Source organism: Mesorhizobium sp. M0159, from assembly GCF_040322295.1.
Taxonomy (GTDB): domain Bacteria; phylum Pseudomonadota; class Alphaproteobacteria; order Rhizobiales; family Rhizobiaceae; genus Mesorhizobium.
Window position 1 is genome coordinate 1 of record NZ_JAMYTF010000021.1, and the last position, 12,614, is coordinate 12,614.

Sequence of the window (12,614 nt, forward strand, 5' to 3'; positions counted from 1 at the left end):
TTCTTACAGGTGGCGGTGCATTGTCGACCGACAGTAAGCCTCGCATCTTTGTGGTCAACCGGATCGAGATGAACGGCAATGGCTCGATTTATCTTGCTGGCGCAAGTGCCTTATTGACAACGAATTCTGCAACGCGACTGATGAATTGAACTTGGCTTTAGCCAGCGCAGTGTTGTGAGACAGACTGCATTTGAGGTTCGCTTGCTTCCGTGTTGGACTGAGAGCCGATATCGAAGGCAACGCTTGGCCTCGTCGTGACAACGAATTTAATCAATCAGCGGATTGTATCGGTTACTTGATTGACCCGCAGCGAAGCGGCTCGTCATTATTTTCCGGGACGCTCCGGATCGTCGCCGAAGCCAAGCAGCGAGGCATGGCGTATATACTTATGTTCGCCACGAAGGTGCTTGATCGCAGCTTCACGCCTGGCCCAACCCACTGCGTCGCCGGTCGCTTCTTGATGCCGCCCGGAGCGGGCCGGCATGTTCCTTGACCCGCTTTCACAGCCGTTCCTTCATGTCGCGGCCCAGACTGATGAACGCCGAACCGACATACTTCCCGGTGCCTGGCTCGGCCAGTAAGGCGAATGCCGCCTTGCCCGGCTCACGCTCGACGCCCAGCAGTTCGTATTCCTGGACCGTGAAGCTCTTCGTCTTCAGCCAATTCGATGTCGGGCCACTTCGATACGGGCTGTCGGCGCGCTTGGAGACAATCCCTTCTAGCCCCGCATTGTCGGCGAGATAGAAGATGGCTTTGGGGTCGCCAGGTATCGCCTCGCTGAACTGGATCCTGCTGTTCGACTTAATGATGCCGAAAAGAAGCTCCCGGCGCGCCTTGCATCCGATGTCGCGCAGATCGTGGCCGTCGAGATGCATGATATCGAAGGCGCCGAGGATCGTGGCGTACGGATCGCTGTGGACGGCTTTCTGCAGTGCGTCGAAATCGGGCAGGCCATTCGCGCCGGTGACGACCGCCTCGCCCTCGAAGATCGCGTTCTACGTCGAGAATCCGGGCCGCCTCGATGATGCCTGCGTATTTCCTGGTCCAGTCCGCTCCGCTGCTGCTGAATGCGCGAATATCGTCAGGGCTCTTTATGATGATCTGGGTTCGGTAGCCGTCGAGCTTGATCTCGTGAATCCAGTGTTCGCCCTCGGGCGGCTTTGCGACCAGCTTGGGCTCCATAGGCGGTATGAACTCGAGGCGGCCGGCGCCGGTACTTACAATTTTACGCACCCAGTCAATACTCGGTACAAAGCTTATATTAGCTAGAGTGAACAGAACGTGATTCGGAACGGCTACAGTAAGGCGCGTGTGCCCAGCACAGCGCTTGGCCTGGCTCACGTTGTGCCGACCCGCAATTTATCTCACCACGATCTTCTTTAATGATCTTTCCTCTCAATCGAACCCAAAGAAGCGCCGAGTGCTGATCAGATCGATTTGAGGTACTCGATCAGATCACTCTTTTCCTGATCGGTCAGATCAAGGCCGAGATGGCCGTCATCGTGCTCCTTCTGCGCAAGACGTCGATCGGTTCCACTCCTCCTGCCAGGGGTCGATCAAGTTTAAGGACCCGACGTCTCCTCCCGGCTCGAGGTCTATTTCAATAAAACCGTAGGTCACCGTGCTGCTTCCTTGATCCCTTGCCTTCCCTTACAATCCCTTCCGGACACAGAGGAGTTTCGCCATGAGCGAAGACGCCGTCAACATGTCGATCCGCAAGTTCCTGAAGGAAGTCGGCGTCACCTCCCAGCGCAAGATCGAGGAGACGGTGCGCGAAGGGCAAATCGGCGGCAAGAAGCTGAAGGTCCGCATGACGCTGACGGCGGAAGGCACCGGCCTCAACCACGTGGTGGACGGCGAGATCGAACTTCCATAAGCCGGGCGAAGCGACCTAGCGAAACGTCCGACGCGGCCGAAAGCCGTCGAGACGGATCAGCGGTTGGAATGGCGTTTGGCCGGGTCGATGTAGTACCGCTCACCCCACGCTCTTGCGATTCTGAGGGAACGCGAAAGACCGACCCTAAGCGGAAGCTCGCTCGCTCCGGGTCAATTCACGGCCATGACCCGTTCCAGAAGTTGGGGTGCGAGCGTACTGTGGCGCAAGTCGGCCCCAATGCCGACTTTCCCGCACCCAATATTCCTATGAAGGATGATCTTGCTTTGAGGGCAACCACCGTCCACAACACAAAGGCTTCAACGGTTTTTATTCGGCCTATCGGACTTCTGCCGGGCCACAACCGGACAGCCGTTCAGTCCGGCAACCCCGCGAACCGCATGTGTCCGATCCAGCGCTCGAGGGCCCCGGCGGCGAGGTAGTTCTTCTCCCACTGCCTGCGTTGTTTGCTGATGGAGTCGCCGGGCGAGTCTTTGAGGAAAACCGCAAGTGCTTCCTTTGCTTCCCGCTTGTTTCCCAGACAAGCGTGGATCCCCGCAAGCATTCGGTGTGCGCCGCTCGGGATTCTGGACATTTTCCGCATCGCCGTCAGCGCAGCCCCGCAATCGTTCTTTTCGTAGAGCGCCCAGCCCATCTGCCAGTGGAACCAGTCAGGGTAAAAAGGATCGATGCCCTTGGCCTGCTCGATCCGATCGATCGCTTCGTCCGTGCGGCCAACATTCAGCAGCACGCCTGCACTCATGACGAGGATATTCGAGTCGCTGGGGTTCAGGGCGATCGCCTGATCGTACCGGGCAAGGGCCTGCTCCATCTCGCCGGCTTCGGTGTGGATGCTGGCGCGGATGTTATGCGCCTCGGAATCGTCGGGAGCGAGTAGAATAGCCTTATCGGCGTATTCGGCGGCCCGCTTCAACGCCTCGTCGGGGTTATTTTCCTGCTTGTGCCAGAATACCGCGTCATGGCGATAGGACCAGGCCATCCCGATATAGCCGAACTGGGCGTTCGGATCCGCTTCGATCGCCTTGAGGCTGAACTGCCTTAGCAGATCGTTCCCCGCGGCAGAGAAATTGATCTCGGCCCTTCCCATCAGCTCGGCCCTTCCCATCAGGTAATAGCGCAGCGCGCTGACCTGCGCGGCGTCACTCCTTGGCAGCGGGCGCTGGATTCTCTGCCCGACCCGATCCGCAAGCGTGCGGATGATTTCCTCCTGGATGACGAAAAAATTGCCAATCTCCCGGTTGTAGGTGTTGGCCCAGACATGCGATCCGTCATGCGCATTCAGCAACTGGGCGGTCACTTTCAGCCGATCTCCGACCTTCTGCTGGCTGCCTTCGAGCAGGTAGTCGACGCCGAGTTCATCTCCGATCTTCCTGGTGTCGACCGGCTGGTCGCGGTACCTGAAGCTCGAGTTTCGGGCGATGACGGCATAAGTCTTGCTCCGCGAAAGCTCGGTGATGATCCCCTCGGCGACGGCATCGCTGAGATATCCCTTATCCGCGCCGGTACTGAAGTCGTCGAAGGGAAGGATCGCAATCCTCGGCATGTCGCTCGAAGGAACTGGAGCGGCTCGCCATATTTCCGCGCCGTAGTATGCGCCGATCGCTGCCGCAGCGAGAACGATTGCAGCAAGAATGAAGCCGCGCTGCGAGAATCGTGTCTTGGCACGTTTCGTGCCGGCTGCGGCGTTTGCGTCCGCCGCGTCCGACGGATTGGCATTCAGCCGGTAGCCTCTCTTGGGGAGGGTTTCCACGATGACGTGCGCGTCGTCCCCCAAGGCGCGGCGGATATCGGCAATGCATTGAGTGAGGCTGTCGTCGGTCACGAAGGTATCGGGCCAAACCGCTTGCATCAGCGCATCCTTGGACACGATTTCGCCCGGTCGCGCCGCGAGCACGGAGAGCACCTCGGCGGACTGGCTGCGAAGACTGATCGCTTTGCCTTCGACGGTTCGGAATTCTTTGCTTTTCGTCAGGAAGACAAAACCGCGAAACTTGACCGTTTCAGCAGATTTCAGGTCAATTTCAGGGGCCGTTCGGGACATTTCACCCACCTGGCGCGCCTCCTAACTCTAGCCCATTCGGCCGTCGCTTCCAAGCGATCCCAGCAGCACTGGATGGGACGGAGGACGACATGAATCGCACCAAGCTCATCATCGAGCTCGCTCTTCTTTTGGCAGTGCAAACGGCTGCAAAAGCGGATTCCCGCATCGCGAAACTCTGCGGCCCTGACCATGTCAGGGAGATTAGGGGATAGCGATGGAACAGTTTCTTTTAATTACCCTTCTGTTAAATTTTGACGGCACCGTAGTAGCCGGCAATCATGAAAATGGCTTTCCTCCCAAGGTGTTGGTTTCAGAGGCCGAATGCAAATATCTGAAACACCAATATGAATTTATCTGGCCTCCTGTTGGTCTTAAATATCTGTCAACCGCTTACATCTGTGAGAGGAAATAAACGACTATCGCTTCTGGTTACAATGCTCAGACGAGTCCCAACCCCGGCGGTTACTGTCGCCCGCCTCAGGGAGCAAGTCAGCGAAGGCGGCCCTCGCATCATCCTGAGCACTAGCGACGAGTTCAATCTCTACACCTGAACCCGCCGCGACCCCGATATGGACACGTCGAAGGCGCTGTTGCTGACGCGCGAACGCACCGTGAAATACCTCTTTGTGCCAGTCATTCGGCGTGACACACGCGAACCGTCCCAAACCGCCGCCCAAACGCAATCCGGGACTTGTTGCATCGAGAGCAGGACTCACCATGCGCGGCTACCAATGTCGGCTTCGCGCCAACTCCGCCATTGGGCCGCCTACGCCGAACGGCAGTTCATGGCGCGTTGTGCCGGTTCGGGACCGCGTGGACCTGGGACAGGATCGTCAATCAACCTTGGGTCTGTTACATAAGAGTGCAGTGTGGAACTCAACGGCTTGGTTTTGCGGTTCAGCTCGTGGAAAAGGTCCGTCGGCCTTCCATGAATGCGGGTTTCCGCATCGCCTACCTCGATTTGGTCGATGACCGCCGGACAGGCGAAGCGGAACCGTATCTCGCCCGAGAGCACATCCGCGCGCATGATTTCGACGAACGCGGTGATCTTTTCATCCGCACTGAGAAACCTTGCATTTGACGGATGCAGTGGTGCTACGCTTGCTGAGCCCCGGGGCGTCTCTATGCGGCAATCCTTCGTCGTGAGCCGATGCTATTGTGCAAGTTTCGCAGCACTGCGGGTGGCGATATCGCCCAAGACAGCATGAAGAAGCGTTCCAACTTCCTGTTCGGCGACCCCGGGTGCAATTCCTGATTCGGACAGTTGAACGAGAATTGCCTTAGCGGTGTTGCGCCAGAAGGCGTTCGCGTCCTCCCCGTTCTTTGATTCTAGGACCCGGGCGATCCCTTCGACCAACTTCCGCCGCCGATGCAGCGGAAACGCGCTTATGTTTGAATCACACATCGATCACCTCACCCCTTCAGTCGCGCGAATAAGCATTGGCGGGTGAGAAAATTTGGTTAACAGCGCTTTTGGACAATGGTCAGCAATGGAATAAAGCGTCCGCCTCGGTGGACGGTACCTCGAACAGCCACTGGACGCGGCGGCATGGGCGAGTTCGAGTTCCTGTTCAAGAAGTCCATCGGCTATGATGGACCGCGGGTGATCGCGCAGGAAGCGAGCGGTACAGCCGGTCAGGCCATCTTAGGGCAGGCAGGCTCTTGGACTTGATCAGAACCAGGTGAACCGCCATACTCCGACCTGGCGGCCAATTCAGGTGGCCTTTTCCATGGACGAGGCCGATCCGGCCGAATCGACGTCCATTTATTTCATTTGCTGGGATCGCCAGGTCGGGAGGAAATCTCCCGATTGTGTTAGGCATCCCTGTTGTTCTTGGAGGTGTCTATGAAGGATTCGCGCATTCCCGGGACAGTCTTGGCAGCTATGTCGGAGGGGATCCATATCATTTGCGCTTATCGTGAGTACCTTGGGTATTCGATCGAGGACTTGGCGGTGGCGTGCGGGCTAGCCGCTGAGGAAATCCAAAACATCGAGTCGGGTCTAAGGTACAACAAGGGCTATCGGGATCGGATCGCGCGATCGCTGTCCCTATTCTGTGGAAATACTTGAGGCGGAGTCGGACATATTGGACGCCGCGTGACCAGTGGGGTAATCTGCAAGTGAGTTGAATATCCACTACCTTGTGATGTGTAGTTTGCGACTGATAGTCGAAGCGTTGAACTGAACCATGCGCTTCCGACCGGATGGACGGAATGTTGGAGGGTGCCGCCGAAATCGTTGGTTGCCTCCCTGACCGGCGCCCAATCACCTTTGCCTATCTTGCCTCCGCTTGCCTTCGTCTTTGAATGACAAGTCAGTGTTTCGTGCAACTTGCCGAGTGTGCCGTCCTTGCGAAAACGAATCCCCTGGACGACGAAGGTGACATGCCCGTCGCTGGGGTAGAGCGAAATCCCGATGACCAAAAGCCGCAACAGCCCGCCGCGGCTCTGCGACGCAACGATGTCTCCGGGCCTGATTCCGAGGATCGATCGGGCCAAATCAGATCGCCCGGCCTCGAGCTCCTTCTCCCAGCGTTCCAGTTCATCCTCAACATACCGCCAAGCCTCCCGCGCGGTCTGAAAGGGCCTCTTTTCCCCAAACCAGATCCGGTCCGCCACAGCCAGGATCTCGCCAGGAACTTCCCGCTCCATCTCATAGGCGGCACGGCTCATCATCTCATGACCCGCTCGGCTTCCAGAAGTGCGCGAAGGCGCTTGTGATATGGTTTGACTGTTGCAGCGGAAATCGCCGCCGGCAGAGCGGCCTCTCGGACAGGCATGAAATCAATCGGCATGACGGCGCGCAGGCCTATAGGACCTGTAGCGAACCGCACCGGCGGATCTTCCTCGCGCCAAGGCTTGCGGCTCCATTCGACCCAGATCTCGCTTGCCGAAACGCACAGCCAGCTGTCCAGAAACAGCTGCGACTCCGGCCCATGGAGATGATGCGCCGACCACGCATGATCGGCTGCAATCAACGGCATGACCACATGCTGGAGCTTTTGGTCCCGCACCATTCTGGCAAGCATCGCGATCCGCTCCTGCAGTTGCGCTGTCAGACGCACGAAAATGACAGGCCCGTTCGCAACGTAGGAGTGCCGCGTACCTTCGGTTTCGAACAGCAGCAGCTGCGCTCGCGCCAATGGTAGCAGCCGTTCCACGAGCCTCGCCGCACTGCTCTGGACGGAGGTTCCCCAGCGTGTGGCTATCCTACCTTCCAGGACCAGTCCTGGGCGCGACCCTGGATGAGGAGAAGGATCTGAGCCGCGAGGTCCGCGTCGAGGTCTGGCAGCCTGCTTCCCCGAGGTTGTGCCGCGCGGACATCGATACCGCGGCCGGACAGATCGCGTCGGTTTCACTGGTGCGACGCCGCGTAATCTGGCGGAAATCGGCATACTTGACCTTGAGCGTCACCGCGCGCCCAGAGATTTCGTTGTGTTCGCAATACCGCCACACCTTTTCTATGAGCGGACGCAACCCTTCGCGTGCCTCTGCTATCGTGAACAGATCCCGCGCAAACGTATCCTCCGCTCCTACGGACTTGCGCACGCGATCAGGCTGCACCGGTCGCTCGTCGCAGACATTGCGCCGCCCACCGCTGGCCGCTTTCCGAGAGGAGCTTGAAACCAGCGCCGCGCGGAGGCTTCGGCACCTGCAGGCGCGCGAACAGTTTCGGCGTGTGCTCGGCGAAGATCTCCCGGATTTGCTGCGAGACCGCCTTATAGACGTCGGCCACAGCGATCGGCCGACGATGTTTGCCTCAGGTGCGGCGGACTTCTTTTGCTTACGCCATCTGAAGAAGTTCGATGGTTACGTCTGGGGAAGCCGCTCCAGATTGCCCAATCGTTTTCCTGTTGAGCTGCATACCGATTGCCTATCCGGCACCGGGCGGAGATGCTTCAATAGCCAGGACCTCCAAGCACTCAATCTCTTGCATCACCTTTCCAGCGATGCCTTGCAAATCGCCGTACATCCCGACGGTCGATTCGATTACGACTTGTATTTGAGCCTCCCGCTTGGCCCACAGGCGTGTTGAGGCCTTGCGTTCCTTGGCCAGGTCCTCCTGCATATCAGAGAACTTTTCGACGATGGCCTCGACGCGATGGCGGAACCGCGGACCGGTCAGATAGCCATAGACCTGCCCCATTTTGGTAGCTTGGCCGTCCTGGGCGAGGCGGGAGTTCGCCAGCTCGATAAGGGATTGCCGGAGCATGATTGCGATCGGCATCGCGCATTTGGGATGGGCGACATAGACGCCGTCCAGAAGATCGAAGGTTTCCACACCGGGAGGCAGAGCTTCGGAGATCATAAGCGCGATATCCGCTTTCGCCGCCCGTTGATCCGCCCTGAGCTTCCCCAGCCAACCCTGGCTCCAGTTCTTGGTGCGTTTCGATTCCCATAAAATGGCGCCGCATGGCTGGCCGGCCGGTCCGACCACGCGGTGCAGGACATCTCCGCCGAACTCACCCTTGGCAACCGGTTCAATGATGTCCATCGGGAACCGGCTGGCAATGAGGGCTTCCAGCTCGAGCTCCAGCACTTCACCCTGAAGCTGCTGGGAACCCTGTTCCGCACGACGCTTCAGCTCCTCAATCTGACGCTGCATGCCGGCGATCTGTTCTTCTTTCTCCGCAACCTTCATTTTAAGGCCGTCTTCGGCTTCCGACCTCGCCTTGACTCGAACGGCGTCCAGTCCTTCCTGGATCTTCCTTTCGATGATCAGCGCCATCTCGCGCTTTTCGTCGTCAAGCGCACGCTGCTTTTTCAGGAATTCCGCCTGTTGCTGCTGGGCCTCGGTGAGCTTTTCGTCACGCGCCTTCAACGTCGCCTCCAGCTCAGCCAGCTTTTTATCCTTATCCTCCAGGTCTACCGACAGCAGCAGTTTTGCCTTGCGGGCCTCCTCGATCGCGATTCCGGCACGCTCAAGCTTGATTTGCTCAGCCACCTGGTTGCCGATGTCCTCTTTGGCGGCGGCGATCTCGGCCTGCTGGCGCTTAAGCTCCTCTTCTCTGGCAGCCATCGATGCCTTGTTCTGCGCCAGGCGCATTTCGTATTCTTCACGCGTGGCGGCAATCAAAGGGGCGGCGAGCGACTCATTGAGCTTGATTTCCGTCTTGCAGCTTGGGCAGCTGATGGTCGGTTCATTGAGAATCCTGTCCCCCTGCAGCATGGTATTGGTGGGCTGGATGGTCATCTGCGCGCTGCTCCCTGAGGAATCTATTTTAGGACACCCCAGACTATATCTCGCCAAGCGTTTTCGGAAAAGAACAAAGAGTGAACTGATGGGTTATCCCCGCCGCAAAGCTAGGGGAGGCGCGCTTCTTTCACTTGTTTTGCGGAACGATCGCCTGCGCGAGCGGCAGCAACCTCAGCCTCGACTCGATTGCCACGGAGGTCGATTACCTCGACGTGTATTTTCGAAATGTCGAAACCGCGCGCAAATGCCGAATTCCGTCTTTTTCGCCTGGACGTGGCTGAAAGCTCGCTGGGCTGATTCTTTCATTGCACCGACAATCCGCCAGCTATTTCAGCTTCCCGTTTCCGTTCGAAACTGAAATCTCTATCCGCGCTGATTGAGACCGTGATGTCGTCTCAAATTCACGCCTTTGACCCTATTCGGACTCCCGGTGTCCGCAGCACAATGCGCGCTATCAGCGGAAAACTTGACATAAGGCCACTTCGCGGCGGGCCGTGCGGGATGAAGATGAGAACTTTGTCTACTCTATAGCCCTCTAACGCCGCTATGAATCTGCGCGATAGTGGCCGCCAATGCGCGAGCCCGCGGGCGTCCCACCGGGCAGATCGTTGGCGGCAGTGACGACTAGGCTGCGTCTGGTGCCCAGGTTGCCATTCACGAATCGACCGATAATTGCAAACAATCGGAGCATCGTCTGCGCCCTTGGGGGAAGGTATCATATTTTCGGTGCAGTCTTGTCGCGGAATTGCTCCGCCACCCAGTCGATGAACACTCGCAGCCGCGGCGACAGCTGGTGCTTGTGCGAATAAAGCGCGTGAACTGGCAAGGGCGTCGGTGGGAAGTTGGCTAAGACTTCGATAAGCGCGCCGCTCGCCAGCTCCGAGACTACACGATAGCGCGGCACCTGAATGAGCCCAAGGCCAAGACCGGCGGCGGCAACGTTCGTCTCCGGGCCGGTCACCGTCATCATGGCAGGCAGCGTGATGCGGTTCACTTTTCCTTTCACAAGGAAAGCGAGAGGGACGACCTCGGTCGTGTCGGGCGCAAGCAGCCCGATCATTTCATGGCCATTAAGGTCGTCGGGTGTGTTCGGCGTGCCCAGCCGCTTAAGATAGTCCGGACTGGCAAAGGTGCCCCGCTCCAGAATAGCCAGCCGCCGCCTGATTAGCGCGCTGTCGGCCAGCTCGCCCGCTCTCAGGATGCAGTCGAACCCTTCCCGGATCAGGTCCACGGGCTGATGCGCCTCGCTGAAATGCAGGCGGATGTCGGGGTACATTTCGCGAAAGCGCGGCAGACCGGGCAACAGGAAGTGCCGCGCTTGCGTGCCATGCACGTCCACGCGGATGAGGCCTGACGGCTTAGCGCCGACGAAAGCGCCCTCGGCATCCTCCAGGTCAGCGATAAGGCTGACGCATCGTTGGTAATAGGCCTCGCCATCGAGTGTGGGGCTGACCTGACGGGTGGTCCGCTGCAACAGCCGCACACCGAGCCGCGCCTCCAGCCCTTGCACGGCGTCTGTCACGGATGAACGCGGCAGACTGAGGTCATCGGCAGCTTTGGTAAAGCTCCTGCGTTCGACGATGCGAGTGAAGACGCGCATGGCGTCGAAACGATCCATAATACGACCTGTCGGATAGTGATGCCGGATAATGCATGATTATCTGCATAAGCGAAAGGTGCATCTGTCTGTCATCAGGAGCCACAACGACACCCACAGAAGGAGACAGACAATGACCAATCAGACACAGAAGGTTGCCATCGTGACCGGCGCCTCGGGCGGCATCGGCGCGGCCGTCGCCGAACGCCTCGGCAAGGACGGCTTCACCGTGGTGGTGAACTATGCCGGCAACGCCGCCTCGGCGGATGCGGTGGTCGCCAGGATCGAAGCGGCGGGCGGCGGGCGGGCGGTTACTGCGCAGGCCGATATTTCAGACGCACAAGCCGTACGCCGCATGTTCGATTCCGCCGAGACCGCTTTCGGCGGCGTTGACGTGCTGATCAACAATGCCGGCATCATGAATCTGGCGACGATCGCTGAGAGTGATGATGCGCTGTTCGATCGCCAGATCGCGATCAACCTGAAGGGCACGTTCAACACGCTGCGCGAAGCGGCCAAGCGCCTGCGCGACGGTGGTCGGATCGTCAACTTCTCCTCAAGTGTCGTGGGGCTGCTGCAGCCTACCTATGGCGTCTATGCCGGCACCAAGGCCGCGGTCGAGGCCATGACTCCCATTCTCGCGAGGGAATTGCGGGGCCGGAACATCACCGTCAACGCGATCGCCCCCGGACCGACCGCCACGAAGCTCTTCCTCGACGGCAAACCGCAGGAGCTGATCGACCGCCTCGCGAAGCTGGCGCCGCTTGAACGTCTCGGCCAGCCCGAAGACATCGCCAACGCCGTCGCCTTCCTGGCGGGGCCAGACGGCTCCTGGATCAACGGCCAGATATTGCGCGCCAATGGCGGGATCATTTGATCTCAGCCGACCGCCAAAGACCACAACACAGCCATAAGTTCATCCAAATCCAGAAGAAGGACCATCACCATGTCCAAGCAAGTCATCCTCGTCACCGGCGCCTCGTCGGGCTTCGGCCTCATGACCGCACGCGCCCTGGCCGAAGCCGGCCACACGGTCTATGCCTCCATGCGCGAGACCGAAGGCCGCAACGCTCCTCGCGTCGCCGAAGTCGCCGCCTGGTCGAAGGAGCATGGCCTCGACCTGCGCACCATCGAGTTGGACGTCCAGTCCGACACCTCGGCGGAGACCGGTATCGCTCATGTTCTGAAGGACATAGGCCGGCTCGACGTCATCGTCCACAATGCCGGGCATATGGTATTCGGCCCTGCCGAGGCCTTCACCCCGGACCAGTTCATCCAGCAGTACGACGTCAACGTGCTGGGCGCGCAGCGGGTTAATCGCGCCGCGCTGCCGCACATGCGCGGCCAGGGCAAGGGTCTGCTGGTCTGGGTCGGCTCGTCCTCGACGCGCGGCGGCACGCCGCCCTTCCTGGCGCCCTACTTCGCCGCCAAGGCGGCCATGGACGCCCTGGCGGTGTCCTATTCGACTGAACTGGCCCTGTGGGGCATCGAGACGACGATCATGGTGCCAGGCGCCTTCACCAAGGGCACCAACCACTTCGCTCACTCCGGTTCGCCGTCCGATACGGTCCGAGTCGCAGAGTATGAATCCGGCCCCTACGCCGGGATCGCCGACAAAGCGCTGAAGGGCCTAGCGGGCCTGGAACCCGCCGACGCCGATCCGGCACAAGTGGCCCGCGAGATCGTTCGCGTCGTCGGCGCGCCCTTCGGCAAGCGTCCGTTCCGGGTCCACGTCGATCCGTCGCAAGACGGGGCCGAGATCGTCAATGGCGTCGCCGACCGCATGCGCCGTGAGATGTACCGCAACATCGGCCTGGAAGTCCTGCTCACGCCCCGCGTCTCCTGACGCAGAATGCCCCGCCGACGGACCGCGCAGATACGACTT

The 12,614-nt window shown here is 59.5% G+C and carries 13 protein-coding genes and 2 pseudogenes; 6 read left to right on the forward strand and 9 right to left on the reverse strand.

The features are described 5' to 3' along the window. Positions 1-500: 500 nt before the first annotated feature. Complete coding sequence (locus NKJ32_RS19860; protein ID WP_352625070.1) at positions 501-989, reverse strand: ATP-dependent DNA ligase; 489 nt, start codon at positions 987-989, stop codon at positions 501-503. A gap of 695 nt (positions 990-1,684) precedes the next feature. Between NKJ32_RS19860 and NKJ32_RS19865 the strand changes: the two genes are divergently transcribed. After that, positions 1,685-1,876, forward strand: coding sequence for a DUF6494 family protein (locus tag NKJ32_RS19865; protein ID WP_023679340.1), 192 nt, complete (start codon positions 1,685-1,687; stop codon positions 1,874-1,876). 373 nt (positions 1,877-2,249) lie between these two features. Here the strand turns inward: NKJ32_RS19865 and NKJ32_RS19870 are convergent, their stop codons facing one another. Next, entirely contained in the window at positions 2,250-3,935 is a 1,686-nt protein-coding gene (locus NKJ32_RS19870) for a winged helix-turn-helix domain-containing tetratricopeptide repeat protein (protein WP_352708595.1), read from the reverse strand. 89 nt (positions 3,936-4,024) lie between these two features. Between NKJ32_RS19870 and NKJ32_RS19875 the strand changes: the two genes are divergently transcribed. Further along, complete coding sequence (locus NKJ32_RS19875) at positions 4,025-4,147, forward strand: hypothetical protein (protein WP_352625049.1); 123 nt, start codon at positions 4,025-4,027, stop codon at positions 4,145-4,147. A gap of 941 nt (positions 4,148-5,088) precedes the next feature. On the opposite strand, the gene NKJ32_RS19880 is transcribed toward NKJ32_RS19875, so the two are convergent. After that, a complete protein-coding gene (locus NKJ32_RS19880) occupies positions 5,089-5,340 on the reverse strand; it encodes a DUF6074 family protein (protein WP_352449758.1) in 252 nt (83 codons plus the stop codon). Positions 5,341-5,484: 144 nt separating this feature from the next. Between NKJ32_RS19880 and NKJ32_RS19885 the strand changes: the two genes are divergently transcribed. Together NKJ32_RS19885 and NKJ32_RS35515 are read left to right on the forward strand one after the other, a co-directional pair. After that, complete coding sequence (locus NKJ32_RS19885; RefSeq protein WP_352625052.1) at positions 5,485-5,607, forward strand: hypothetical protein; 123 nt, start codon at positions 5,485-5,487, stop codon at positions 5,605-5,607. Between the two features lie 213 nt (positions 5,608-5,820). Beyond that, positions 5,821-5,938: pseudogene (locus NKJ32_RS35515) on the forward strand (XRE family transcriptional regulator); the annotation flags it as partial. A gap of 16 nt (positions 5,939-5,954) precedes the next feature. On the opposite strand, the gene NKJ32_RS19890 reads toward NKJ32_RS35515, so the two are convergent. From NKJ32_RS19890 to NKJ32_RS19915, 6 genes and pseudogenes are all read right to left on the reverse strand, one after another. Continuing rightward, positions 5,955-6,608, reverse strand: a complete 654-nt coding sequence (locus tag NKJ32_RS19890) for a hypothetical protein (RefSeq protein ID WP_352828583.1) — start codon at positions 6,606-6,608, stop codon at positions 5,955-5,957. After that, positions 6,608-7,096, reverse strand: coding sequence for a hypothetical protein (locus NKJ32_RS19895; RefSeq protein ID WP_352625054.1), 489 nt, complete (start codon positions 7,094-7,096; stop codon positions 6,608-6,610). Before NKJ32_RS19895 ends, NKJ32_RS19890 begins: the two co-directional genes overlap by 1 nt. 199 nt (positions 7,097-7,295) lie before the next feature. Then, positions 7,296-7,511 (reverse strand): annotated as a pseudogene (locus tag NKJ32_RS35520) (DinB/UmuC family translesion DNA polymerase); the annotation flags it as partial. After that, positions 7,489-7,671 carry a hypothetical protein gene (locus tag NKJ32_RS19905; protein WP_352828586.1) on the reverse strand — a complete coding sequence of 61 codons (183 nt, stop codon included), beginning with the start codon at positions 7,669-7,671 and terminating at the stop codon, positions 7,489-7,491. The gene NKJ32_RS19905 and the pseudogene NKJ32_RS35520, both read right to left, overlap by 23 nt. Positions 7,672-7,809: 138 nt before the next feature. Next, positions 7,810-9,129 carry a DUF2130 domain-containing protein gene (locus NKJ32_RS19910; protein ID WP_352828589.1) on the reverse strand — a complete coding sequence of 440 codons (1,320 nt, stop codon included), beginning with the start codon at positions 9,127-9,129 and terminating at the stop codon, positions 7,810-7,812. 718 nt (positions 9,130-9,847) lie between these two features. Continuing rightward, a complete protein-coding gene (locus NKJ32_RS19915; protein WP_352625057.1) occupies positions 9,848-10,750 on the reverse strand; it encodes a LysR family transcriptional regulator in 903 nt (300 codons plus the stop codon). A gap of 112 nt (positions 10,751-10,862) precedes the next feature. Between NKJ32_RS19915 and NKJ32_RS19920 the strand changes: the two genes are divergently transcribed. Then, positions 10,863-11,606: an SDR family oxidoreductase gene (locus NKJ32_RS19920; RefSeq protein ID WP_352625058.1), complete on the forward strand. Its 744-nt coding sequence runs from the start codon at positions 10,863-10,865 to the stop codon at positions 11,604-11,606. A gap of 69 nt (positions 11,607-11,675) precedes the next feature. After that, positions 11,676-12,575, forward strand: a complete 900-nt coding sequence (locus NKJ32_RS19925) for an SDR family oxidoreductase (protein ID WP_352625059.1) — start codon at positions 11,676-11,678, stop codon at positions 12,573-12,575. Positions 12,576-12,614: the final 39 nt, after the last annotated feature.